Genomic DNA, 25,149 nt, shown 5'->3' with positions numbered 1-25,149 from the left:
TCACATGGTGATCGTCACCCACAACGGCAAATTCCACGCGGACGACGCGTGGGCCGCCGCCGTCCTGTTCGTCCTGTTCCCGGACGCTGAACTGGTTCGCACGCGCGACCCGGCCGTCATCGAGGCGGCCGATTTCGCAGTCGATGTCGGCGGCATCTGGAATCCGGCCGCCGGCCGTTTCGACCACCATCAGAAAGGCTTCGACGGCGCCCGGCAGACCGGAGTGCCGTACGCCAGCGCCGGCCTGGTGTGGCGCGAGTACGGTGCCCGCTGCGTGAGCGCGCTGGCGCTGGCGCATACCGGCCAGCAGCTTCCCAACGACACGGCACGCGAAATCGCCTATGCGATCGATGCCGACATCGTCCAATACCTCGACCTGTCCGACGTCGGCGCCGCGAAGAACGCGCCGGGCGGCTATGGCCTGTCGGCGGTGATCTCCGGCTTCAATCCCAACTGGCTCGACGAGCAAAGGCTGGGCTACGACGGCGCAGCGGATGTCTACCGGCTCGAGCAGTTCCGGCGTGCGATGGCCCTGCTGACCGACATCCTCGTCAACGCGATCAAGTACCGCGTCGGCGCCTTGCTGGCGGTGGAGCAGGTGCGCGATTCGGAAGTGCTGGAGGATGGCCGCCTGCTCTTCCTGCGCAATAGCGCGCTGCCGTGGACCCAGGTGGTGCGCAAGGAAATGCCGAAGGTGCTGTTCGTGCTCAGCCACAGCATTGCCGAGAACCGCTACATGCTGCACACGGTGCCCGTGAGCCCGGAGAGTTTCGCGGCGCGGGCCGACCTGCCGGCGCCATGGGCCGGCCTGCGCGATGCGGAACTGGCCGCCGTGACCGGCGTGCCGGACGCCGCGTTCTGCCATAACGGCCGCTTCATCGCCGCCGCTAAATCCTATGAAGGGGCGTACGCGATGGCCTTGCAGGCATTGCAGGCTGTCGCATGAAAGCGCTGGCGCCCGGCCCGGCGGCCGGCGTCGCCGCATGGATCGGGCATCTCCCCGCGTCACTTGTCTTATTGGAAATGCCGGCATAGACTGCGATACAGTTTGCCGCCGTTCAAATCCAGCCCCCTAGACCATGACTTCGCCCGTTCCCGTCCTGCCGGACCGGCAACCGCGCCTGGTGCTGTTCATCGGTTTTCCAGGCATGTGCATGCTCGACATCGCCGGCCCGCAAACCGTGTTCTGGTGCGCCTCGAAGATCATGGAGGAACGCGGCTTGCCGGGCTATGCGCGCCATACCGTCAGCCTCGGCGGCGGCCTGGTGCCGACCCTGGAGGGCGTGTGTTTCCAGACCGAAGCCCTGGCCGGGTTCCAGGATCGCGCGGTCGATACCATTGTCGTGCCGGGAGCGCCGGACATCGTCGACGCTGTCGCCCGCTCGGGCGCGCTGGTGGACTGGGTGCGCGTACGCGCGGCAGGCGCGCGGCGCACGGCGTCGGTGTGCACCGGGGCCTTCGTGCTGGCCGCGGCGGGCCTGCTGGAGGGCAAGCGCGCCGCCACGCACTGGCTGATGTGCGATGCGCTGCGCCAGGCCTATCCGGGGATCGACGTGGACCGCGAAGCGATCTTCGTGCAGCAGGGGGCCACCTGGACCTCGGGCGGCGTTACTGCCGGCATCGACCTGGCGCTGGCGCTGGTGGAGGAGGATTGCGGCCGCGACGTGGCGCTGGCGGTCGCGCGCGAACTGGTGGTATTCGTGAAACGGCCGAGCGGCCATCCGCAGCTCAGCTGGATGCTGCAGGCGCAGGCGAAGGATGCGCCGCTGTTCGACGACCTGCACATGTGGATACTGCAAAACCTGGCGGCGCCCGACCTGGGAGTGGAACGGCTGGCGGAGCGCATGCAGATGAGCCCCCGCAATTTCACCCGGGTCTACAAGGAAAAGACCGGCCTGACCCCGGCCAGGGCGGTGGAAAAATTCCGCCTCGAAGCGGCCCGGCGCCTGCTGGAGGATTCCGACCGCAACATCGACCAGATCGCGCTGCTGTGCGGCTTCGGCGACGAAGGCAGAATGCGCAAGAGCTTCCAGCGCCACCTGCAACTGTCGCCCTCCGAGTACCGCCAGCGGCTGGTGGCGCAAGGCATGGCGGCGCAGGCGGCCTGACCGGGCGGTTTTCCGGTGTTCTCCGCCGTTCTTCGCCGCCGTTCTTCGCCGCTGAGTCAGCGTGCCGCCTGGGCCCGCAGCCAGGTGTCCACCTTGATCGAACCGAGGCGCGGGTTGGCGCCGGGCACCAGCGTGTCGTCCTTCAGTTCCGCGCCGAAATAGAGCGCATGCACATCGGCCACCACCTTGCGCGGGTCGTTCTTGAATGCCAGGTAGTGCTGCACCAGGTCTGCAAGGCGCACCCGTTCCGGGCCGGCGATTTCCACCACGCCGTTTTGCGGCGCACCCAGCGTGTAGTCGGCCATGGCCAGCGCGACATCATCCGACGAGATGGCCTGCACATAGGCCGGCGACAGGCGGATGGTGTCGCCATCGGCGGCCGAAGCGGCGATCCCGCCCAGGAATTCAAAGAACTGCGTCGAGTGCACGATGGTGTACGGCAGGCCCGATTCGCGGATCAGCTTTTCCTGCGCGATCTTGCCGCGGAAGTAGCCGCTGCCGGCCAGCCGCTCGGTGCCCACCACCGACAGCGCCACGTGATGTTTGATGCCCGCGGCGGCGGCGGCGGCCAGCAGGTTGCGCCCGGAAGTGGTGAAGAATTCCATCACGGCGTCGTCCGCGAACGATGGCGAGTTGGCCACGTCCACCACGATGTCGGCGCCGGCCAGCGCGTCGGCCAGGCCTTCGCCGGTCAGCGTGTTCACGCCGGAATCGGGCGATGCGGCCACGGCCTCGTGGCCGCGCTCTTTCAGGATGGCGACCAGTTTGCTGCCGATCAGGCCGGTGCCGCCGATGACGATGATTTTCATGATGTGCTTTCAGTAGGTGATGAAGCCGCGCGCGGCGGGGATTGTGTTTGCCGAAGCCTTGCTACGGAATCGAGTCTAGGCGCGGGGAAGGCAGGGCGGTAGGCCCGTGGCGGGCGGCACCGTGGTGAGCCGGAAGCACCAATCGGCGCAGCCATGACGAGGCCGTTGGCAGCCCGGCTGCGCGTGCCGGCAACGGCCGGTCAGCGCACCAGGGCTACCACGCAGACAATGCCCTGGCGTGCCATCTTGGCGTAGGGGCACACGCGCTCGGTGCTGCGGATGAGGTCTTCCGCGATGGGGCGCGGCACGCCCGGCAGGTCGATGCGCACGTCCGCCGTCAGCGTGTACAAGCCGTCGACCGGGTCGCGGCCGAACGTCACGGAGACGTCGACCGTGGCGTTGGCGACCGCGATACCGGCCCTGGTGGCCAGCAGGTTGAGGGCGCCGTGGAAGCAGGCCGCGAAGCCGGCAGCGAACAGCTGCTCGGGATTGGTGCCGCCGCCGGGGCCGCCCAGGGCATCCGGCAGGCGCAGTGCGAGTTCCAGGTTGCCGTCGTCGGAGCGGGCGATGCCGGAAGCGCGGCCGTGGGCCGTCTCGCCGCCGCTGACCCGGACCGTGGTCGAGTACAGCGGCTGGAACTCGTCACCCACGTATTTGTCGAGCAGCGCAATCGATGGTGGTGCCAGCCGCTTCTTCAACTGTGCTCTCCCGCGTTGGTATGGCCCAGTGTAGGGCCGGGTGGCGGGGCCCGCCAGTGCCGCGTGGGGCAGCACCGTGTTGCCCGCCAGGCACCAATGCGCCGGCATGCACAGCTCAGGCAGCGCCGGCGGGGGAGGCGGTGAAACTGGTCAGGCAATGCAGGTCGAGCGCGCGGATGCGCGGCACCATGTAGTCGATAAAGACGCGGATGCGCGAAGGCAGGTGGTGGCGGCTCAGGTAGCAGATGAAGTGGCCGCGGTCGTCCGGCGCGTACTGCGGCAGGCAGGCCACCAGCCGGCCGGCGCGCAGGTGGTCGGACACCTGGTAGCCGGCCATCTGCGCCAGGCCTTCGCCGTCGAGCACCGCCTGCAGTACCAGGCCGGCATCGTTGAAGCTGTGCACGGCGTGCGGCAGCAGCTTGCGCGGCAGGCCATGTTCCTTGAATTCCCATTCGCCGGGCTGGCCGGACGGCAGGCGCAGGTTGACGCAGCGGTGCTCCTTCAGCTCGTCGATGGTGGCCGGCAGGCCACGGGCGCGCACGTAGTCGGGGGCGGCGCACACCAGCATCTGCATCGGGATCAGCTGCCGCGCCACGACCTGGCCGTCGTCCATGCGGCCGTTGCGGAACGAGACGTCGATCCGGTCGGCGATGAAGTCGACGGCGCCGTCTTCCAGTACCAGGTCCAGCAGGATATCGGGGTAGGCGGCATGAAAGCCGCGCAGCAGCGGTGCCACTACCTTGCGGCCGAAGTCGGCCGTTGCGTGCAGGCGCAGCCGGCCGCGCGGGATACCGCAGCGCAGTTCGCGCATGTCCTCGACCGACTGCACGATGCGCTCGACACCGGGCTTGCAGTTGGCATAGAACGCCTCGCCCTCGCTCGTCAGCGACGTGCTGCGCGTGGTGCGCAGGAACAGGCGCGTATCGAGCTGCGTTTCAAGCTTCTGCACGCTGCGGCTGACGGCCGACCGGCCGATGCCGAGCCGCTCGGCCGCCCTGGCGAAGCTGCCTTCATGGACCACGGCGATGAAGGCCAGCACGCCAGCATAGGTCGTGGCGAAACTGGATGCCAGCGCATCCACCGCCGGGGCAGCGCCCCTTTCTCCCGTACCGAAACCTTCGTTCTTCATGCCATCCTTTCCGTACCGGACCCGCCCGCGGGCCCGCAATGTCCTTTTCATCATAGTTGCGGCGAATGCATGCCGTAAATGACAAATACCGTGCGAATCGCGCCAGGGCAGGGTACCGCTACAGCACGATGTCGTTCCGCGCCGGGGGCAGGGGAGCGATGGCCGTTTCGCCGAGCAGCTCGCGCAGTTCGATCTCGATGCCGGCGCAGATCCGCGAGATCGGCACGTCGTTGGCGCCGCCTTCGAACGGGTTTTCGGTGCTTTCGCCAACCTGGTCGAGCGCCACGTACAGCCATGCCACCAGCATGCTGAACGGTATGGCCAGCCAGGCCATCGGGCCGGCGCCATCGTCCAGCCTGGCGAATTCCCTGACCACGCCGAACGGCAGCAGGAAGGCGAACGTCCATACCAGGATGGAATGGATGATCGCGTACTGGCGCGGATACGGAAAATTCTTGATGCGCTCCGCGCGCGCATGCTGATCGAGCAGATCCTTCAGCGTTTTCTGCATCTCCGCATGGTGCAGCACCGGGATTTGCTGGCTTGCATACAGCTCGCGTATCGCTTGGCTCTGCAGGGCCATCAGGTCGCGCGCGGGGCAGCCGCGCTGCACCAGTTCGGCCAGCGCCTGCGGCGGCAGGTATTCCCGCAGCGCGCTGTCGACTGGCGTGCGGTGTTCGGGCACCTCGTAGGCACGGCGCTGGTACTCGGCATTGTGGCGGCGCGCGGCCGACTCCCAGACGCGCGGGCCGCGCAGTTCGTAGCGCACCGCGGTCAGCCACGCAAGGTGGCGGTAGACCAGGTCCTTGCGTGCCTCTGCACTGTTGACGAAGTCGCGGCTGATCAATCCCCAGTAGCGGCTGACGGCCGTGATCGTGCCCCAGACCTGCTGTGCCTCGACGGTGCGCCCGTAGGTGTGGGCGTTCTTGAAGCCGACGATGAAGGAGGCCGCGGTTCCCAGCAGGGCCAGCACCGGCCACGGTATCGCCAGCCAGTGCCAGCCGGCCAGCTGGTACAGCGCCACCGGCACCACGGCGATGGCGGCCACGATGCACGCCTTGCGGCGGGTCCAGCGCACGAATTCCAGCACGCCGTAGGATTGTCCAATATGCATGGCCGGGCCTCCATGATAAAGAGTCACTGTGCCACGGTGCAGCCGTTGCGATTGGTGTTCCTGGGGCACCAGTGTGGCGCCCGGCGCGGGACTACTGCGGGTAGCGGCCGATCCCTACACTTCGGTCCTGCCGCCCGTTCGCGGCGCTCAATCGAGGACCCCATCATGCATACACTGAAGAAAATCGGCGCCGCCACCGGCATCCTGGCCGCCGCACTGCTGTCGCAACCGGCCGCCGCGGCCGCCCCCGATCCAGTCGTCACGGCATTGTTCACCCAGGCGCTGGCCGACTACCCCGGCAAGGAGGTGCTGATGATCACGGTCGACTATCCGCCCGGCGGCGCCGACCCGGTGCATCGCCACGATGCGCATGGCTTCATCTACGTGCTGGAAGGTTCCATCGTCATGGGTGTCAAGGGCGGCAAGGAGCATACGCTCAAGGCCGGGCAGACATTCTACGAAGGCCCGGCGGACCTGCACACGGTGGGCCGCAATGCCAGCAGGACGAAACCGGCCAGATTCCTGGTATTCCTGCTTAAGGACAGCAACAAGCCGCCCGTCATCCCGGTACATTGACTGGCGAATTTCAAAAGGCGCAGTGATGAAAATTGCAAAGCCGCCGGCAAGCAAAAGCCGTTAGCATGCCCTATCGCCGGAACCGGCAGGCAAGACAGGGTATCGAGGCCCGGAGCCTGGCGCCAGCCGGCCCGACGAACCGATGGAGACCTGGATCCGCGCGCGTGGACGGCCGCGGATCGGCAGCTGGCAACGCGGCTGGCAAGGACGTGGGTCAATTTTGCCGCCACGGGGCAGCCGGACGGGAAAGACCTGCCGTCATGGCCGGCGTTCGACGAAGGCAACGCATCCATCATGCGCATCGGCGGCAATGGCCCGGCGCAGGTATCGACGCAGTTATCGACGCAGTCGCCCGCGCAGTTGCCTGCGCAGTTGCCCGACTTTTCGTTGTTTACGCAGCGCCCCGAATGACCGGCAGCATGAAAGAGCGCGGGAACTTGCCGCGGGACAGCCTCTTTCTGATGTAAGTGTTCGCCGGCGCGGCGGCCGCGTGCTGCGCGACGGCGGCGTGGGACGTGGCCGCGTCGTCAGGCGCCGCCTGCCCCAGGCTGGCCAGTTCGGACAGCACGTCGCCCAGCGGCAGTGGCCGTGCAAACAGATAGCCCTGCATGTGCGGCGCGCCGTTGGCCGCGAGATACCGCGCCTGCTCCTGCGTTTCGACGCCTTCCGCCACCACGCGCAGCCGCAGGTGCGCGGCCATGGCCAGGATCGAGCGCACGATGGCGGCGCCGTCCGCATCGCCCGGCGTTTCGCGGATGAAGCTTTTGTCGATTTTCAGCTCGTACAGCGGCATGCGCTTCAGGTAGGCCAGGTTCGAGTAGCCGGTGCCGAAATCGTCGATCGAGAAGCGGATGCCCAGGTCGGCGAGTTCGCGCATGCGCGCGATCGTGCCGTCCTGGTCGCCGACAGCGATGCCTTCCGTGACTTCCAGGATCAGCTGATCGGGCGGCATGCCGTGTTCCGCGAGCAGGCGCTGCACCGACGCCACGAAGCCGGCCTGGCCGAACTGCGAGGGGCTGACGTTGACCGACAGGGGCATTGCATGACCCGCCGCGGCCAGTTCCCGCCATGCCAGGCAGGCCTGCAGCAAGGCCCAGTCGCCCAGCGGGACGATCAGGCCGGTGGATTCGGCCACGGGGATGAAGACATCCGGCGGTACCATGCGGCCGTCGGCACGGCGCCAGCGCATCAGCAGCTCGGCACCGGCCGGGCGCGCGTCCGCATCGAACTGCAATTGCAGGTGCATCGCCAGCTCGCCCCGTTTGAGTGCATTTGCCAGGTCGTTCTCGAGGGTCAGCCGCTCTTCCATCTCGGCGCGCATGGTCGACTCGAACAGGGCAACGCCGTTGCGCCCGTTGGCCTTGGCGCGGTACATCGCCGTGTCCGCTTCGCGCAGCAGGTCGTCGGCGCTCTGGTCGCGGCGCAGCATCAGCGCGATGCCGATGCTGGCCGAGGTGCTGTAGTGGTGGTTGTCGATGGCGATCTCCCGGGCCAGCGCTGCGCCGATCGCCTGCGCGCGCGCCGTGGCCGCGGTGGCCACGGCGGTTTCGTCGCCGGCGATGCCGGTCAGCAGCACCACGAACTCGTCGCCACCCAGGCGCGCGACCATGTCGTCGCCGCGCACCAGGCTGGAGATGACCTGCGCTACGTTCCTGAGCAGGGCATCACCGGTTGCATGGCCGCGCGCATCGTTCACATACTTGAAATGATCCAGGTCGATGAAGAGGAGGGCGCCACGGGCACTGCTTGCCTTCAGGAGCCGGGCGTCGAGCTGTTCCATGAGCCGGCGACGGTTCGGCAGTCCGGTCAGCACGTCGTAGTAAGCCAGCCGGTGGATCGCGGTGGCGGCTTTCTTGCGCTCGCCGATGTCGCGCCCGACGATCACCCAATGGGTATGCGCGCCGGACTCGTCGAGAAACGGCGAGATGTCCAGCTCGACCCATTGGGGCACCCCGGACTTCGCATAGATCTGCAGTTCGGCCGAGACTCCTTCGCCGCGCGCCATCGCATCGGCGATGCGCGCCGCCTCCACGGGATCGGTGTCCGGCCCGGTAAGCAGGGTCATGCTTTGGCCGAGCAGCTCTTCGCGCGCGTAGCCGGTGCCGCGGACAAACGCATCGTTGGCGAAGATGATCGGCTGCGGCTGGTCCACTCCCCTGGTGGCGCGGGCGATGATGACCCTGTCGTTGAGCTGGGCCACGGCGGCGGCGGTGAGCCGCAGTTCCGCGTTGACGGCTTGCAGCGCGTTCTTGCCTTCCTCGAGCGACCCGGCGAACTGGTGCAGGTCGGCCAGCGATTTCAGCAGCTTTTGCAGCAGCGTTCCGCACGATACCGTGATCATGGTCGCGATGAACAGGTAGTTCACGGCCGCCAGCAGCGGGGCCACCGCACCATCCTTCGGATATCCGGCCAGGTCGGGCCGTGCCAGGCCGGTAACGCCAAGCACCAGGATGACGAGGCCGCCGCCAGCGACCGCCGCCAGCGCCGGGCGCATCCCCAGAAGGACGACCGCAAACACCGGTGGCGCCATCAGGAAGATCTGGGCAATGTGTCCCACGTTCACCATCAGGCCGATCGAGGCGAAGAAAACGATCGCAATGAAATTCACCACCCGCGCGGTGTACGACAGGCGCTGCAGGCGCCAGAGCGCCGCCAGCCAGGCGATGGCCAGGAGATCGACGGAAATCACCGGCCACATGCCATTGCGCACGGCCATCGCGATCGAGGGCACGGCGGTGATGATTCCCAGCACGAGCACGATGGAGATCATGCGGCTGATGATCTGGCTGCGCCAGTGGGCGATATCGGTATGGGGAGTCACGGGAGCACCTTCGGGGAGCACAATGTACACTTGTATTAAATGCACTATGTTTTGCTGCAATGCAACATGATACCCGAAATTGGCATGGCTGTCATTCATTGATACATGTGGATGTCGCTTAGTGTTGCGCTGGCGCGGCGCTGGAGCGGTACTTGCGACGTCAGGAATCGTCCAAAAACCCGAAGCTGCCGGTTGCGAGGGCGACTGTCCTCCATGGGGATAGGTCACCCCTGAAAGCGCCCACCGCACCCGCCCCGTGACGATCCAGTGGCGGCTGGAAAATGCGCTGCCTGACTACATTCGTCCAGCGAAGCCGGCAACCCGGTCCTCATGGTCCGGCCGCGCCTTGCCGGGTTTCGCCAGCTCGGCCAGCACGTCGGCCAACGGCATCGGCCGCGCGAACAGGTAGCCCTGCATGAACGGCGCGCCGTTGGCGGCGAGAAACTGCGCCTGCTCCCGCGATTCGACACCCTCGGCCACCACGCGCAGGCGCAACTGCGCGGCCATGGCCAGGATCGAGCGCACGATGGCCGTGCCGTCCGCGTCGCCCGGCATCTCGTGGATGAAGCTCTTGTCGATCTTCAGCTCGTAGAGCGGCATGCGCTTCAGGTAGGCCAGGTTCGAGTAGCCGGTGCCGAAATCGTCGATCGAGAAGCGGATGCCCAGGTCGGCGAGTTCGCGCATGCGGGCGATCGTGCCGTCGCGGTCGCCGACGGCAATGCTCTCCGTCACTTCCAGGATCAACTGATCCGGTGGCGTGCCGGTTTCCGCGAGCACGCACCGTACCGATTCCACAAAGTTGGCCTGGCGAAATTGTGTGGGGCTGACATTGACGGACAGGGGCAGAGGGTGGCCCTGCGCCGCCAGTTGCCGCCACGCCAGGCAGGCCTGGCGCAGGGCCCAATCGCCGAGCGGGACGATCAGGCCGGTGGATTCGGCCACGGGGATGAAGATATCCGGGGGCACCATCCGGCCATCGGCCCGGCGCCAGCGCATCAGCAGTTCGGCCCCCGCCGGGCGGCCTTCCGCATTGAACTGCAGTTGCAGGTGCATCGCCAGCTCGTCCCGTTTCAACGCATTTGCCAGGTCGCCCTCGAGCGTCAGCCGCTGTTCCATCTCGGCGCGCATGGTCGACTCGAACAGGGCAACGCCGTTGCGGCCATTGGCCTTGGCGCGATACATCGCCGTATCCGCTTCGCGCAGCAGGTCGTCGGCGCTCTGGCCGGGGCGCAGCATCAGCGCGATGCCGATGCTGGCCGAGGTGCTGTAGTGATGGCTGTCGATGGCGATCTCGCGGGCCAGCGCCGTGCCGATCGCCTGTGCGCGGGCCATTGCCGCGGCCGCGATATCGGCTTCGTCGCCGGCGATACTGCTAAGCAGTACGACAAACTCGTCGCCACCCAGCCGCGCCACCATATCGTCGCCGCGCACCAGGCTGGAGATGACATGCGCTGCATTGCGCAACAGGTCGTCGCCGGTGGCATGGCCGCGTGCGTCGTTGACGTACTTGAAGTGGTCGAGGTCGATGAACAGCAGGGCACCGCGGGCGCTGTCCGCCTGCGCCAGCCGGGCGTTGAGCTGTTCCATCAGGCGCCGGCGGTTCGGCAAGCCGGTCAGCACATCGTAATAAGCCAGCTGGTGGATCGCGTTGGCCGCCTTCTTGCGCTCGCCGATGTCGCGTCCGACGATCACCCAATGCGTATGTGCGCCGGTCTCGTCCAGGAAGGGCGAGATGTCCAGCTCGACCCATTGGGGCGCGCCGGACTTGCCATGGATTTGCAGCTCGGTCGATATGCCTTCGCCGCGTACCATTTTGCCGGCGATGCGCGCCGCCTCGGCCGCATCGGTTTCCGGGCCGGAAAACATGGTCATGCTACGGCCGAGCACTTCCTCGCGTGTGTAGCCGGTGCCGCGCAAGAACGCATCGTTGGCGAAGATGATGGGCTGTGGCTGGCTGGGATCCGGGCTCGCGCGGGCGATGATGACCCTGTCGTTGAGCTGGGCCACTGCGGCGGCGGTGAGCCGCAATTCCGCGTTGGCCGCGTGCAGCGCATTCTTGCCCGCTTCGAGGGATGCCGCGAACTGGTGCAGGTCGGCCAGCGACTTCGTCAGCTTTTGCAGCAGCGTTCCGCAGCATACGGTGATCATGGTGCCAATGAACAGGAAGTTCAGCGTGGCCAGGATCGGGGCCACGGCACCGTCGGCGGGAAAACCGGCAAGGTCCGGCCGTGCCAGGCCGGTAAGGCCGAGTACCAGGATGACGAGGCCGCTGGCGGCCACCGCCACCAGCGCCGGTCGCATTCCCAGCAGCACGACGGCGAACACCGATGGCGACATGAGGAAAACCTGCGCAACGTATCCCACGTTCATCATCAGGCCGATCGAGGCGAAGAAAACGATCGCGATGAAGTTCACCACGCGTGTCCGGTAGGACAAGTTCGGCAGGCGCCAGAGTGCGGCCAGCCAGGCCAGCGCGAAGAGATCGACGGCGATCATCGCCCACATGCCGTTGCGCACCGCCAGGACAATGCTGGGCACGGCGGTGATGACGCCCAGCACGAGCACGATGGCGATCATGCGGGAGATGATCTGGCTGCGCCAGTGCGCGATATCGCTATCCGGCGTCACGGAGGGCCCAGGGTCCAAAGAAGCAATGATGTATTCATTGCGATGCGACTTTCTTTGATGAAGGATCCTGCCGGGCACGGGATGCGTCAGGCAGCACCAGTTGCAGCGGTTGTCGTAGCGTGCCAGCGACGCCGCGGCGGGCACCATGCCAGCATAGCCCCGATTTCAATGAAAGAGGCGAAACAGTGTTCGCAATAGTGCCAGCCCGCGGAAAATGCCGTCACATTTCACCGACAGGCATGGCGTTGTGACGGTGGCGAACCGGAGCGCGCATCGCGTACCGGGGGCGCGCAGCGCACCTCAGCGCTTGCCCCGTGCCTTCCCGTATGACCACTCGACCGGTTTGGCCAGGTATTGCGCCGGGAAATGGCCGACTTTTTCGATGGTAATCCAGTGAAAGCGGCCCATGTAGCTGAACGGCCTCGGGCGGCTTGCCATGCACAGGCGGACGCCGGCGGCGCTGGCGAACCGCGCAAACAAAAGAATCGCGCAAACAAAAACGCCAACCTGCAAGGGTTGGCGTTTCGTTTGTACTGCCGAATTCTTGGTGGCCCGGGGCGGAATCGAACCACCGACACAAGGATTTTCAATCCTCTGCTCTACCAACTGAGCTACCAGGCCAAGGCGCGCAATTATAGCAGCCCTGTTCCGGGTTTGCCTAGCCCCCTGTGCAGATGGCCCGGCGCACTGCCTGGCCGAACTGCTCGGCCATTGACCCGCGGCCGGGCGCGGGTGTACTTTGGACTTTTGGCCGGGAGTCGGGATGCCCCTCAATTATGCCCGCCGCCTGACGGGACGCCAGCGCGAAGCCGGCGGCAACCGGCAGCTCGGCATGGTGCTCGCCTTCGTGGCCGGCGCGGCCAATGCCGGCGGGTTCATCGCGGTTCACCAGTACACCTCGCACATGACCGGCATCGTGTCGGCCGTGGCGGACGATATCGCCGGCGGCGCCTATGGCCTGGCCGCCGCCGGCCTGGGGGCGCTGCTGGCCTTTGTCGGCGGCGCTGCCTGCTGCGCGCTGATCGTCAACTATGCGCGCCGGCGGGAGCTGCACAGCATCTATGCGCTGCCATTGCTGCTCGAAGCGGTGCTGCTGCTGGCGTTCGGCGTGCTGGGCACGTGGCTGGCATCGGTCGAGGTGCTGATCGTGCCGGCCACGATCGCGCTGCTGTGCTTCATGATGGGCTTGCAGAATGCCGTGATCACCAAGCTGTCGAACGCGGAGATCCGCACCACGCACATCACCGGCGTGATGACCGATATCGGTATCGAACTGGGCAAGGCCCTGTATCCGAACCGCGATCGCGCGGCGGCACCCGTGGTGGCGAACAGGACGCGCCTTCAGCTGCTCGCCATGCTGGCGCTGTGCTTCTTCGCTGGCGGCGTCGCCGGGGCGGTGGGCTTCACCCGGCTCGGCTACGCGGCCACGGTACCGCTGGCGATGATGCTTGTCGTGCTGGCGATCGTGCCCCTGGTGGACGACCTGCGCCAGCTGCGCGTGCAATAGATCGACGCCGCAGCCAACGTGCGTGAGTTATTCCTGGCGTGGCAACGCGTTCGTTGCCGGGCGCATGCGGCTCTTCGCGACCCGGCCGCCGGCATCGAACAGCACGAGGTACTCCGGTTTTCCCTCGGCGCGGCGGTCGTCCGCGCGTGGATACAGCCATGCTTCGCGGCCGTCGCGGAACGTCGCCACGGTACCGGGCCCCAGCAGCGTGCGCACCTGTTCGCGTGTGTGGCCCGGTTCCACGCCGGGGGCGGCGGGGGCGCCGGGCGGCGGCGGATCGTCCATGGTTTCAAACGACAGCAGCGTATCGTCCGGCCAGGCACGGTCCCAGATGGGGGCGTGGTAGCTGCGGTCGAGCAGCACCTGGCAGTCGCAGTACGGCAGGTCCGGCGCCTGCACGCGGCCGCCGGCGTACAGCAGGCGCAGCAATGCCGGCGTGGCGCGGCCGTTCGCATGCAGCGTCACCGCGAATACCGGGCGTTCGGCAAAGAACAGGTAACGCCCGTCGGCATCCTCGCAAACCTTGTCCGGATTCGCCAGCAGGTCGCCCAGCCACGCGAACAGGTGGGCATTGTTCGACACCAGTCCCGCCTCCATGCCGACCCGGCATTCCAGGCGCAGGTCGCCGAGGCGCCGCATGCCATCGGGCACGCCGGGGCTGCGTACCTCCGCGCGCCAGGTCATGCTGGCGGTGCGGCGGTTGGCCACCAGCGCCGCATCCTCGTGCCATGCGCGTTCGTCGCGTGCCAGCGTAAAGCCGTTATCGGCTCCCACCGGCACCGGGAGACTGACCGTGTCGCCCACCACTTTCATCTCGATGCCTTCCATCGGCGTGCCGGCCAGCCGGGGCAGCAGGCGAAAGCGCAGCGCGGCGCCCGGTGCCAGCACGGCTGCCTCGCGCGCGAAGCGGTCCATCCCACGGATCATGCGGCGGTACGATTTATCGACAGGATCGCGGGTGGCCGTGACGGCAACGCGGGGAACCGGCTGGTCCGTGGACGGCGCGGCGGCCGCGCCGCCGCTGCCCGCCAAGGCCAAGAATAGCAACCCGCAATGCAAATTGTTAATAAGTTGCAACATGGATGTTTCGCTGTCCTGAACAGCTCCGATGGTACGCGCCAGTGTCCCGTGCGCTCGCACGGTTGGCGTTACAATCGCCGGATAATAACGTCAGCGAAAGACACGATGAGCGAAAACGCAGCCAACAGTTCGTCGCCCGTGCCTGCGCCCGTGCCTTCGCCCACCAAGCCGGCCCTGCCGGATTTCCAGCAGCGCTACGAGCTGCTGGTGGCCAGCATCAGCGACTACGCGATCTACATGCTGGATTCGGAAGGTTATGTCAGCAGCTGGAACGCAGGCGCCGAGCGTTTCAAGGGCTACAAGGCGCACGAGATCATGGGGCAGCACTTCTCCCGCTTTTATACGGAAGAAGACCGGGCCGCCGCGCTGCCCGAACGGGCGCTGGGCGCGGCACGCAATGAAGGGCGCTTCGAAGGCGAGGGATGGCGCGTGCGCAACGACGGCACGCGCTTCTGGGCCAGCGTCGTCATCGACCCGATCCGCAATGCGCAAGGCATCCTGGTCGGGTTCGCGAAGATCACGCGCGACATCACCGACCGGCGCGCCGCCCAGGAAGCACTGCGGCAGAGCGAGCAGCATTTCCGCCTGCTGGTGCAGGGCGTGACCGACTACGCGATCTACATGCTGTCGCCGCAAGGCGAGATCACCAACTGGAACGTGGGCGCGCAGCGCATCAAGGGCTTTACCGAGGAAGAAGTGCTGGGCAGTCACTTCAGCCGCTTCTTCACCGACGAAGACCGCACCGCCGGCGTGCCGCAGCGCGCGCTGGAAACGGCGGCGCGCGAAGGCCGCTTCGAAAGCGAAGGCTGGCGCGTGCGCCGCGACGGTACCCGCTTCTTCGCCCACGCCGTGCTCGATGCCATCCACGACGAGCGGGGCACGCTGATCGGCTTCGCCAAGATCACGCGCGACGTGACCGAGCAGCGCGCCACGGCCGAGTCGCTCGAACAGACCCGCAATGCGCTGTTCCAGGCGCAGAAAATGGAAGCGATCGGCCAGCTCACCGGCGGCGTCGCGCACGACTTCAACAATCTGCTGGCCGTGCTGTCGTCCGGTGTCGACATCCTGCACGCGCAGAACCCCGGCACGACCACGCTGCGCGTGCTGGACAGCATGCGCCGCGCGATCGACCGCGGCGCGCTGCTGACGCAGCAATTGCTGTCGTTCGCGCGCCAGCAGCCCCTGTCCGCCGAGCTGCACCAGGCCAATGCGCTGATCGGCAGCTTCGAGCAGGTACTGCGCCGGGCCAGCGGCCCGCAGGTATCGTTCGTGTTCGACCTGGCGCCGCGGCTGGCCAGCATCGTCGTCGACGAAGCCCGCTTCGAGGCCACGCTGCTGAACCTCATCGTCAATGCGCGCGATGCCATGCCGGGCGGCGGCTCGCTGGCGCTGGAAACGCGCAACGTGCGGCTGGGCGAGCACGAGGTAGGCACGCTGCCGCCCGGCGACTACGTGCGCGTGACGGTGCGCGACAGCGGCACCGGCATGACGCCGGACGTGGTGAACCGCGCGTTCGAGCCCTTCTTCACGACCAAGCCGGTCGGCAAGGGCACCGGCCTGGGGCTGTCGCAGGTCTATGGTTTCATCACGCAATCGGGCGGCGACGTGCAGATTCGCACCGAGTTGGGCAAGGGCACGGCGATCAGCCTGTTCCTGCCGGCCCACGAGCATGTGAACGAAGCGGATGCCGGCGCACAGCCGCATGCCGAGCGCGTGCTGATCGTCGAGGACGACCAGCTGGTGATGGCTGTCGCCTGCGACCTGTTTGAAACGATGGGGTACCAGGTGCACAGCGCACCGGATGGCGTGGCCGCGCTGCGCCTGCTGGAGCAGCACGGCGTGGATGCGCGCTTCGACGTGCTGTTCACCGACCTGATGATGCCGAACGGGATGACGGGGCTGGAGCTGGCGCGCACGGTGCGCGAGCGCTGGCCGCGGATCAAGGTCATCATCGCATCGGGCTACCCGCAGCAGGCCTTGCAAGGCGAGCCGGCGGACCTGGGCGAATTCGATTTCGTCGGCAAGCCATACCGGCTGGCCGACCTGGCGCGGCACCTGCGCGCGCCGACCTGATCGAACCGGTAAGCCACATAAAAAAAGCGGCCCCGTGAAAGGGGCCGCGATGGTCTTGCGTGCGGTGCGTGCGATGCATGTGGTGCCAGCGGTGCGCGGCCGGCCGGCGCGCTGCCGGCCGGCCGCAACGATCAACTGCTGCCGTAGTGCGCCGCCTGTGCCGCGCCCACATGTGTATCGCCCTGGCGCCGTACTTCCTCCACCGCCTTCAGGTAGCGCTGCAAGGCGTCGTCAAGTGTGGGCATCAGCTTGCCACGTTCGCTGTCCAGCGCCGAGTAGCGCGGTTGCGGTGCCTGGCCTTCCAGCGCGGTCGCCGGCTGCGCATCGACCAGCGACTCGTCCAGCCCGGCCAGCGTGCAGACGCGGCGTGCCAGCTCGGCCCACGATACCGCGTCGCCATTCGACAGGTGCCAGATGCCGTGCTCGTTGTCGATCAGCAGGTCCAGGCAGGTCTGCACCAGGTCCGGCACATAGGTCGGCGACACCACCAGGTCGCTGGCAGCCGTGAAGGCGCGGCCTTCCTGCAAGGCCTGCAGCGCCAGCGTCACGAAGTTGTGGCGATCCCACGGGCCGAAGAAGGCGCTGGTGCGCACCATCAGCACGTTCTGATTCACCGCCAGCACGCGCCGCTCCGCCTCGGCCTTGCTCTGGCCATACACGTTCAGCGGTGCGACCGGGTCGCTTTCCACATAGGCGGTGCCTTTCGAGCCATCGAACACCAGGTCGCTGGAAAAGCTCAGCAGCCGGATCTCGTGGCGTGCGCAGGCATTGGCCAGCACCACCGGGCCATGCGCATTCTCGCGCAGGCAGCGGTCCGATTCCTGTTCGGCATCGTGAACCCGCACGTAGCCGCCGGCGTTGATGACCGCCCACGGCCGGTGCTTGCGGATCGCCGCTTCCACCGAAGCGGGATCGGCGATATCCATCTCCTGCCGCGTCAGTACCTTGAACGCCAGGTTGCGCTCCTCGCAGATGCGGGCGAACGCGCTGCCCAGCGTTCCCGTGGCGCCGCTGATCAGGATCGGCTGCACCGGTCGGTGGGCCAGGTTGCGTTCGGCGGGCAGTGCCGCGACGGTGGCGCTGGTGGCCACCGGCGGGCACAGGAAACGGCCCGGCCGGCGCCACCAGCCCAGCCCCTGCAGCACCGGCGACGACGGCGTGCGCCCGCTCGACAGTTCCCGCATCAGCCGGGCCAGCGCCGTCGGGCGCGGTTCGGGCGAGCGCAGGTCGTAGGCGCCGTTCTCGTAATAGCCGCGGCATTCGGTGACCAGGCAATTCCAGTCGTACGAACCGAGCAGCGACCACACAGTGACGGCGCGCATGTCCGCGCCCTTGCGGCGCACCTCGTGCGCGGCGTTCCACACTTCGTACAGCCAGCGCAGCTGGTCTTCGCGGTTGGCGTCGATATGCGCCTCCGTCACCGCCATTGGCAAGCCGTAGCGCTCCCACGTTTCTTCCAGCAGCGGCGCGATGCCCGGTGTCGGCGTGGCCAGCGCGCGGGCGGTTTCGATGTCGGCGAAACCGTGCGGGCCCACGTATTGGGCCGGGTAGCGATCGCCCCGATGATCGAGCCAGCGTTCGCTGGTGATGTAATAGTTCAGGCCCATCACGTCCGGCGGGCAGGGATTGTCGCGGAACCACAGAACGTCCTCGGCAGGTATGCCGCTCTTCAGGAAGTATTTCCACAGCGCGTGGTCTTCATCGACCGTGCCGCACAGCAGGTCCCAGGCGAGCCAGCGCCGTTCGTTATAGAAGTCGGCCCATTCGGCCATCTCGGGCGTGCTGTAGGTCTTGCCCAGGTCGTCCGTCTGCACCAGCTTGGCGTTCGGGTTGACTTCACGGATCGCCCGCATCGACAGCACCACGCCCTTGCACTGGTTGATCAGCGCCTGCAGGAACGTGAGATCGTCGCGGCCATGCGGATACCACACGCCATACAGGCCGGCAAAACGCGCGGTGGTGCAGGGTTCGTTGACGGGAGTGTAGTACTCGACCCAGGGGAAGCGGCGTGCCACGGCACCGGCGAATTCGGCCAGCTTGGGGCCGAACTCGGGATCGACGAGGCTGGTGTGGCGCGGGCCGCTGCCGTGGTGCACAAGGCCCACGATGGGGTTCACGCCCAGGTCGCGCAGCGCCGGCAGGCGCTCGTCGGCCCAGGTCCAGTCGGCCTGCTCGATTCCATCGGGAGCCGTGAGTTCCCACAGTACTGGATAACGGATGGCGGAAATGCCCAGTGCCGCGAAGCGGTCCAGGTCGCTGAGCCGCTGGCCGTGCCCGTTCTGGTCCATCTGGCTGAAATATTGATCGCGCACGCGGTTGACCGTTCCTTCCAGTCCGCCCCAAAGCTCGATCGCCCGGGTTTGGATTGCGTCATCTTTTTTCATATAGTCGGTGAGCTAGTCGAACGAGCGAAAAGTATGGCGAAAAAATCAAAAGACTGTCGCCGTATTGCCGGGCGTCATTGAACAGGTTGCGAGGTCAATGGGCATACCCGCCCGTCGCCTCGTGTGCGCGCTGGCACAGTGTGCTTCGGTACACTCTCGCCAGCGAAAGGGAGGGTGCATGCGTTACGTTTGGTTGGGCAATCCGATCCAGGAATGGGCTACCGCGCTGGCCGTGGCGTTCGCCGCGGCGGCGGTGCTGATCGTGGTGCGGACCTTCCTCATTCACCGGCTGGCCCGCGTGGCCGAGCGCACCGAGACGCGGGTCGACGACTGGCTCCTGCGCATGCTGCGCAACACGTACAGCCTGGTCATCGTGATCCTGGCGCTGTATCTCGGTTCGCTGATGCTGGAATTCTCCAAGAAATATGAAGTGTCGCTGTGGCGCATCGCCGTCACGGCGATGCTGATCCAGTCGGCGGTCTGGGCCGATACCGGCGTGCGCGTCTGGCGGCGCCGCTACCGGCAGGCCGCCCTCGGCGGCACCGACAGCGCGGCCGGCGTGGCCTCGACGGCGATCATCGATTTCATCCTGCGCCTGATCGTGTGGGTCGTGTTCATGCTGATGATCCTGGATAACCTGGGCTTCAACATCACGACCCTGGTGGCCAGCCTGGGCATCGGCGGCATCGCCGTGGCGCTGGCGGTGCAGAACATCCTGGGCGACCTGCTGGCCTCGCTGTCGATCGTGCTGGACAAGCCGTTCGTGGTGGGCGACTTCATCATCGTCGGCGAGTACCTCGGCACCGTCGAATACATCGGTCTGAAGACGACACGGCTGCGCGGCCTGGGCGGCGACCAGGTCATCTTCTCCAACGGCGACATGCTCAAGTCGCGCATCGCCAACCAGACCCGCATGTTCTCGCGCCGCGTCGCGTTCATGATCCGCGTGCGCTACGGCACCTCGCCGGACCAGCTGGCCGCCGTCCCGGCCATGGTGAAGGAGATCATCGAACGGCAGGAGGAAACCGCCTCGTTCGAGCGGGCGCACCTGCGCAACCTGGGCCAGTGGGCGGCCGAGTACGAGGTGGTGTACTGGATCAAGACCCCGGATTATTTCGTTTTCATGGATACCAACCAGGCCGTGCTGCTCGACGTGCTGCGCGGCCTGGCGGAGCGCGGTATCGACATCGCCTTCCCGACCCAGATGAATCTGCGGCCCACGGAGGTTTACAGCGGACAGGAGCCTCCCCTAAACTGGCCTGTTTCGGATAACAAGGGAGCGGGCGCATGAAAAAACTGGTGGCGGGGGGACTCGCGATGATGGTGGCCGGCGGCGCGCTGGCGGCCTCGGTGCAGGACGTGGCCGAGCGCTATCGCCAGCTGGTGCTGGCGGTAGGCCAGCACGATGCCAGCTACGTCGACGCGTATTACGGCCCCCCGGCCCTGCAGGCCCGGGCGGAGAAGGAAAAGCGCAGCCTGGCGGCGATCCGCGAGGAAGCCCGGGCGGCATCCGGCGACCTCGCCGGCAAGAAGGCCGCGAATCCGGACGAAGCGCTGCGCCTGGCCTTTCTGCGCAAGCAGCTGAAGGCCTTGAGCGCCCGCGTCGATATGCTGGACGGTAAAAAATTCGGCTTCGACGAGGAAACCGCGCTGCTGTACGACGCTGTCACGCCGCACCACGACCGCGCGTACTATGAAGCGCTGCTGAAGCGGATCGATGCACTGGTGCCGGGCGAGGGCCCGCTGCCGCAGCGGGTACAGGCATTCCGCGCCCGCTTCGCGATCCCGAAGGAGCGCCTGAAGCCCGTGTTCGACGCGGCGATCGCCGCCTGCCGCGAACGCACCGCGCCACACCTGGCGCTGCCGAAGAACGAAAGCTTCGTGATGGAATTCGTGACCGGCAAACCCTGGTCCGGCTACAACTGGTACAAGGGCGATGCGCACAGCCTGATCCAGATCAACACGGAGTTCCCGATCTATATCGAGCGTGCCGTCGACCTGGGCTGCCACGAGGGATACCCGGGCCACCACGTCTACAACGCGCTGCTGGAGCAGCACCTGGTGAAGGAGCGCAACTGGGTCGAGTTCAGCGTCTACCCGCTGTATTCGCCGATGTCGCTGATCGCCGAAGGCAGCGCCAACTACGGCATCGAGATGGCGTTCCCGGACGAAGAGCGGCTCGCCTTCGAGCGCGACGTGCTGTATCCGCTGGCCGGCCTGGACCCCAGCCTGGCCGGCCAGTACGCCGCGCTGCAAAAACTGCTGGCGCAGCTGTCCTACGCGGACAACGACAATGCCATGCACTACCTGGAAGGGCGCTTCACGCGCGAGCAGGCGATCGAATGGCTGGTCAACGTGGCGCTGTACCCGCCGGAAAAGGCCGGCCAGCGCGTGCAGTTCTACGACGCGCTGCGCGGCTACGTGATCAACTACAACCTGGGCAAGGACCTCGTCAAGGCATGGGTCGAGAAACAGGTGACGTCGACCGATCCGCAACAGGCGCGGGCGCAGCGCTGGGCCGCATTCAAGACGCTCCTCTCATCGCCGCGGCTGGCCAGCGATTTGCGGTAGAAAAATCAGGGACGAAAAATCAGGGACGGACCGGGACGCCGGACCGTCCCTGTTTTCAGCCGCCGGCTGCCGCCAGCGCGATGCTCTCGGCGCTGGCCGGATCGAAATCGCGCAGCGCCTCGACCAGTTCGGCCACCGAGGTGCCGGTGGCGAACAGCATCACGTCGCCCGGCTGGCAGCGGGTGAGCGCAAGGCGCAGCGCGGCGCCGGATTCGAGTTCCAGGTGCACGCGCGTGGAGGCGCGGATTGCGCCGGCCGCCATCAGCGCCGCGCGTTCCCCCGGCCGCCGGCCGCGGTGCTCGGCCGGGGACTCGTAGACGATCACCTCGTCGAACGCCTCGCCGCAGGTCTCGCCGATGCGTTCCAGGTCCTCGTCGCGCCGGTCGCCGGGCGCGGTGACCACGGCCACGGTGCGGTGCGTCCCCGTTTCGCTCGCGCTCATCTCGCGCGCGGTCAGGCCCAGCGCCGCATACGCGGCCGGGTTGTGCGCGTAGTCGACCAGCACTTTCACGCCGCGCACGTCGTACACGTTGGCGCGCAGCGGATTGCGCACATTGTCGGACACGAACGATGCCAGGCCGTCGGCGATCTGCCCGATCTGCAGGCCGGCCGCCAGCATCGCGGCGCCGGCTGCCAGCGCGTTGGCGATGTTGTGGCGCGCGCAGCCGTCCAGCGCGGACGGCATCTCTTCCGCCCACAGGATGCGATGGCGGCGCGTGCCGTCGGCCAGGATCAGCGCGCCGTCCTGCAGGTAGGCGGCGCGGCCGCCGCTTTCCAGGTGGCGCAGCAGCACGGCGTTGTCCGCGTCGCAACTGAAGTACAGCCGCTCCACATGCTCGTCCAGTTCATCGGCCATCGCCACGCAGTGTGCGTCCTGGGCATTGAGCACCACGGCGCGCGAGGCGGCCCTGGCCACCACGGCCTTGACGCGGACCAGGTCCTCCAGGGTATTCACGCCGTCCAGGCCGAGGTGGTCGTGCGACACGTTCAGGATCACGGCGACGTCGCAGCGGTCGAAGGCCAGGCCGCGCTTGAGGATGCCGCCGCGCGCCGTTTCCAGCACGGCGAAATCCACGTTCGGGTCGGTCAGCACGCTGCGCGCCGACCAGTAGCCGGCGCAGTCGCCCTTGCGGATGCAGGCGCCGTCGATGAACACGCCCTCGGTCGTGGCGCAGCCGGTGCGCAGGCCGGCCTGGCGGATGCTGTGCTCCAGCATCAGCGTGGTGGTGGTCTTGCCGTTGGTGCCGGTCACCGCGATGACGGGGATGCGGCCATCGCCGTTGCCGAACATGCCGTCGACGATCGCCTCGCCGGCATTGCGCGGCGTGCCGGCACTCGGGTACTGGTGCATGCGGATGCCCGGCGCGGCATTGACTTCGATGATGGCGCCACCCTGTTCTTCCAGCGGCCGGGCGATATCGGTGCAGACGATGTCCAGCCCCGCCACGTCGAGACCGATCTTCTGCGCGGCGCGCACGCACAGCGCGCGTGTCTGCGGGGGCAGCAGGTCCGTCACGTCTTCGGCAGTGCCGCCGGTGGACAGGTTGGCGTTGCCGCGCAATTGCACCGGAATGCCGGCGGCGGGCACGCTGTCGGCAGTGAAGCCCTGTTCGGCCAGCACCGTTTCGGCATGGCCGTCGAGCGGGATCTTCGTCAGGATGTTGGTATGGCCTTCGCCGCGCGCCGGGTTCAGGTTTTCCCGCTCCACCAGCTGGCGCACGGTCGATACGCCGTCACCCGTGACCGCGGGCGGCCGGCGCAGCGCGGCGGCTGCCACGCGGCCGTCGGCCACCAGCACGCGGTAGTCCTGGCCTGTCACGAAGCGCTCGACGATGATGCTGCGGCCGTGCTGGCGCGCGCGCTCGAACGCCACCGCCACTTCCTCGGGGGTGTTGCAGCGGGTGGTCACGCCGCGGCCGTGGTTGCCGTCGAGCGGCTTCACGGTAACCGTGCAGCCCAGGCGGCGCGCCGCGCGCTGCGCCTGTTCCAGCGTGCGTACCGTCGCGCCTTCCGGCACCGGTATGCCGGCTTCCTGCAGAAGGGCCTTGGTCAGCTGCTTGTCGCTGGCGATGCCGACCGCGATATGGCCGGTATCGGCCGTGATCGTGGCCTGCAGCCTTTTCTGGCGCGCGCCCCAGCCCAGCAGGAACAGGTTGGCGGTTTCCGTCAGCCGCAGCACCGGGATACCGCGGGCCTTCGCCGCGCCGACGATGGCGCCGGTGCTGGTGCCGATCGCGTGGTCTTCGGCCGTTTCTCGCAGCGCCGCCACGGTTGCGGCCAGCGCGAACGTTCCGCCGCGCGCCAGCGCCGTCACCAGCGCCACGGCGGCGTCGAACGCTTCGCTCACCACCTGTTCCAGTTCATAGGCGCACACCACGCGGTACCGGCCATCGCCCGCATCGTGCGTGCGGCCGGTGTTGACGGTGGTGCCGGCCAGGCATTGCAGGGCCAGGGTCACGTGTTCAACCACGTGGGCCAGGTTGGTACCCGAATGCAGCGTCTGCACGAAGCCGGCGTACTTGCCGACCGAGCAGCGATGGTCGTACAGCGACGGCAGCAGTTCGAGCAGCCGTTCGTTGAAACCTGGCAGCGCATCGGTCCGGGCCTCTTTCAGCTCGCCTGTATCGAGCACCGTCAGCAGGCAGGGATGGTGCGAATACAGGTTACGGCCGCGCAGCAGCCTTTGCTCGATGATGTTCATGACAACGGGTTCCTCTTGGTCAGATTGCGGATGAATTCATGTAATGGCGCCGGCGCTTCGCGCGTGATGCGATGCAGGCGCGCCGGGGTGGCGGCACCGGGCAGCAGGTAGCCGGAGCCGGCCGGCAGCACATGCAGTTGCACGCCGACCAGTTCGGCCGGCTCGCCCTCGCCGATGTCGGCGGCGTTCGTGATCATGTTGCGGCCATCGACGAACGTGACGCCGCCTTCGCCGATCACCTCGATGCCGGCACCCCGTTCGACGACGAGCGCCGTGTCCTCGTCGATGCCCAGGCCGTACAGGTAGGGGTTTTGCGCGATCAGGCTGAGCAGTCGGTTGATGCGGTGGCGCTGCGAGAAGTGCTGGTCGATCACGATGTGCTGCACGAAGCCGAGGCCCGCGCCCAGCGTGGCGGCGCCTTTTGCCGGCGCGTACTCGGCGCTGCCGGAAGCCAGCATGTGGCCGGCCATGGCCGAGGCGCCCGCGCTGGTACCGGCCAGGCACGCGCAGCGGCGCTTCAGCGCTTCGTGCAGCGCCCGGTCGAGCGCCGTGCCGCCGATGGTGGCCATCAGGCGCTTCTGGTCGCCGCCGGTGATCAGGATGCCGTCCGCGTGGGCAACGCGCGCGGCGACGGCCGGATCGTTGGCTTCCGCGCGTCCCGCCGTATGCACGGTATCGCAGCGGCTGACGCCCAGCCTCGCCAGCGCTTCCCGGTACGGGCGCGCCATCGCTTCCGGTTCCTCGCTGGCGCTGGTGAGCAGCACGAAACTGCGCGCCGGGCCACCGGCGAGTTCGACGAAGCGCGCCAGGATCCGCTCGCGGCAGTTGCGCTGCTCGTCGCCGCCGATGATCAGCAGGCAGCCATCCTCGTTGGCAGGGGTGTTCATGGAGTTTCCTCGGGTATGCCGGTTGGGGCTGCCGCACTGCGCCGGCTGGCGCGGTGCACATTG

The 25,149-nt window shown here is 67.3% G+C and carries 18 protein-coding genes and 1 tRNA gene; 8 read left to right on the top strand and 11 right to left on the bottom strand.

The annotated features are described in order from the left end of the window. Nucleotides 1-4 precede the first annotated feature (4 nt). Both ACY34H_RS05410 and ACY34H_RS05405 read left to right on the top strand, forming a co-directional pair. Nucleotides 5-946: an MYG1 family protein gene (locus ACY34H_RS05410; protein WP_464976466.1), complete on the top strand. Its 942-nt coding sequence runs from the start codon at nucleotides 5-7 to the stop codon at nucleotides 944-946. Nucleotides 947-1,079: 133 nt separating this feature from the next. After that, nucleotides 1,080-2,108 (top strand): GlxA family transcriptional regulator, encoded by a 1,029-nt coding sequence (locus ACY34H_RS05405; protein WP_464976465.1) that lies wholly within the window; start codon nucleotides 1,080-1,082, stop codon nucleotides 2,106-2,108. A gap of 56 nt (nucleotides 2,109-2,164) precedes the next feature. On the opposite strand, the gene ACY34H_RS05400 is transcribed toward ACY34H_RS05405, so the two are convergent. From ACY34H_RS05400 to ACY34H_RS05385, 4 genes are all read right to left on the bottom strand, one after another. After that, the gene (locus ACY34H_RS05400; protein ID WP_464976464.1) at nucleotides 2,165-2,917 is read right to left on the bottom strand and encodes an SDR family oxidoreductase; all 753 of its coding nucleotides are present in this window, start codon (nucleotides 2,915-2,917) and stop codon (nucleotides 2,165-2,167) included. Between the two features lie 200 nt (nucleotides 2,918-3,117). Continuing rightward, nucleotides 3,118-3,723 (bottom strand): Ohr family peroxiredoxin, encoded by a 606-nt coding sequence (locus ACY34H_RS05395; RefSeq protein WP_464976463.1) that lies wholly within the window; start codon nucleotides 3,721-3,723, stop codon nucleotides 3,118-3,120. A gap of 7 nt (nucleotides 3,724-3,730) precedes the next feature. Next, complete coding sequence (locus tag ACY34H_RS05390; RefSeq protein ID WP_464976462.1) at nucleotides 3,731-4,744, bottom strand: LysR family transcriptional regulator; 1,014 nt, start codon at nucleotides 4,742-4,744, stop codon at nucleotides 3,731-3,733. Nucleotides 4,745-4,862: 118 nt separating this feature from the next. After that, nucleotides 4,863-5,858, bottom strand: coding sequence for a bestrophin family protein (locus ACY34H_RS05385; RefSeq protein ID WP_464976461.1), 996 nt, complete (start codon nucleotides 5,856-5,858; stop codon nucleotides 4,863-4,865). 165 nt (nucleotides 5,859-6,023) lie between these two features. Between ACY34H_RS05385 and ACY34H_RS05380 the strand changes: the two genes are divergently transcribed. Together ACY34H_RS05380 and ACY34H_RS05375 are read left to right on the top strand one after the other, a co-directional pair. Continuing rightward, the gene (locus ACY34H_RS05380) at nucleotides 6,024-6,434 is read left to right on the top strand and encodes a cupin domain-containing protein (protein WP_464976460.1); all 411 of its coding nucleotides are present in this window, start codon (nucleotides 6,024-6,026) and stop codon (nucleotides 6,432-6,434) included. Beyond that, entirely contained in the window at nucleotides 6,435-6,845 is a 411-nt protein-coding gene (locus ACY34H_RS05375) for a carboxylesterase family protein (RefSeq protein ID WP_464976653.1), read from the top strand. It abuts the gene before it with no gap. Here the strand turns inward: ACY34H_RS05375 and ACY34H_RS05370 are convergent. The 3 genes from ACY34H_RS05370 to ACY34H_RS05360 form a co-directional block, all read right to left on the bottom strand. Further along, a complete protein-coding gene (locus ACY34H_RS05370) occupies nucleotides 6,826-9,255 on the bottom strand; it encodes a putative bifunctional diguanylate cyclase/phosphodiesterase (protein WP_464976459.1) in 2,430 nt (809 codons plus the stop codon). The genes ACY34H_RS05375 and ACY34H_RS05370 overlap by 20 nt on opposite strands. A gap of 294 nt (nucleotides 9,256-9,549) precedes the next feature. Beyond that, nucleotides 9,550-11,883, bottom strand: coding sequence for a putative bifunctional diguanylate cyclase/phosphodiesterase (locus tag ACY34H_RS05365; RefSeq protein WP_464976458.1), 2,334 nt, complete (start codon nucleotides 11,881-11,883; stop codon nucleotides 9,550-9,552). A gap of 545 nt (nucleotides 11,884-12,428) precedes the next feature. Next, nucleotides 12,429-12,504, bottom strand: a tRNA-Phe gene (locus tag ACY34H_RS05360). A gap of 142 nt (nucleotides 12,505-12,646) precedes the next feature. Here ACY34H_RS05360 and ACY34H_RS05355 point away from each other — a divergent pair. Next, nucleotides 12,647-13,390 carry a YoaK family protein gene (locus ACY34H_RS05355; protein WP_464976457.1) on the top strand — a complete coding sequence of 248 codons (744 nt, stop codon included), beginning with the start codon at nucleotides 12,647-12,649 and terminating at the stop codon, nucleotides 13,388-13,390. Between the two features lie 27 nt (nucleotides 13,391-13,417). On the opposite strand, the gene bamE is transcribed toward ACY34H_RS05355, so the two are convergent. Continuing rightward, nucleotides 13,418-14,437 carry an outer membrane protein assembly factor BamE domain-containing protein gene (bamE, locus tag ACY34H_RS05350; RefSeq protein ID WP_464976456.1) on the bottom strand — a complete coding sequence of 340 codons (1,020 nt, stop codon included), beginning with the start codon at nucleotides 14,435-14,437 and terminating at the stop codon, nucleotides 13,418-13,420. A 138-nt stretch (nucleotides 14,438-14,575) separates the two neighbouring features. On the opposite strand from bamE, the gene ACY34H_RS05345 reads away from it, so the two are divergent. After that, nucleotides 14,576-16,543, top strand: a complete 1,968-nt coding sequence (locus ACY34H_RS05345) for a hybrid sensor histidine kinase/response regulator (protein WP_464976455.1) — start codon at nucleotides 14,576-14,578, stop codon at nucleotides 16,541-16,543. A gap of 131 nt (nucleotides 16,544-16,674) precedes the next feature. On the opposite strand, the gene ACY34H_RS05340 is transcribed toward ACY34H_RS05345, so the two are convergent. After that, the gene (locus ACY34H_RS05340) at nucleotides 16,675-18,855 is read right to left on the bottom strand and encodes a sugar nucleotide-binding protein (RefSeq protein ID WP_464976454.1); all 2,181 of its coding nucleotides are present in this window, start codon (nucleotides 18,853-18,855) and stop codon (nucleotides 16,675-16,677) included. Between the two features lie 250 nt (nucleotides 18,856-19,105). Here ACY34H_RS05340 and ACY34H_RS05335 point away from each other — a divergent pair, with 250 nt between their 5' ends. Both ACY34H_RS05335 and ACY34H_RS05330 read left to right on the top strand, forming a co-directional pair. Next, nucleotides 19,106-20,218, top strand: coding sequence for a mechanosensitive ion channel family protein (locus tag ACY34H_RS05335; RefSeq protein ID WP_464976453.1), 1,113 nt, complete (start codon nucleotides 19,106-19,108; stop codon nucleotides 20,216-20,218). Then, nucleotides 20,215-21,498: a hypothetical protein gene (locus ACY34H_RS05330; protein ID WP_464976452.1), complete on the top strand. Its 1,284-nt coding sequence runs from the start codon at nucleotides 20,215-20,217 to the stop codon at nucleotides 21,496-21,498. Before ACY34H_RS05335 ends, ACY34H_RS05330 begins: the two co-directional genes overlap by 4 nt. A gap of 55 nt (nucleotides 21,499-21,553) precedes the next feature. Here the strand turns inward: ACY34H_RS05330 and cphA are convergent, their stop codons facing one another. Next, nucleotides 21,554-24,199, bottom strand: coding sequence for a cyanophycin synthetase (gene cphA / locus ACY34H_RS05325; RefSeq protein WP_464976451.1), 2,646 nt, complete (start codon nucleotides 24,197-24,199; stop codon nucleotides 21,554-21,556). Then, the gene (locus ACY34H_RS05320) at nucleotides 24,196-25,086 is read right to left on the bottom strand and encodes a cyanophycinase (RefSeq protein ID WP_464976450.1); all 891 of its coding nucleotides are present in this window, start codon (nucleotides 25,084-25,086) and stop codon (nucleotides 24,196-24,198) included. Before ACY34H_RS05320 ends, cphA begins: the two co-directional genes overlap by 4 nt. Between the last annotated feature and the right edge of the window lie 63 nt (nucleotides 25,087-25,149).

It is taken from the genome of Pseudoduganella sp. jia 9 (genome assembly GCF_055502615.1).
Note: the sequence above shows the minus strand (reverse complement) of the source record. Positions and strands in the feature narration are given on the sequence as shown.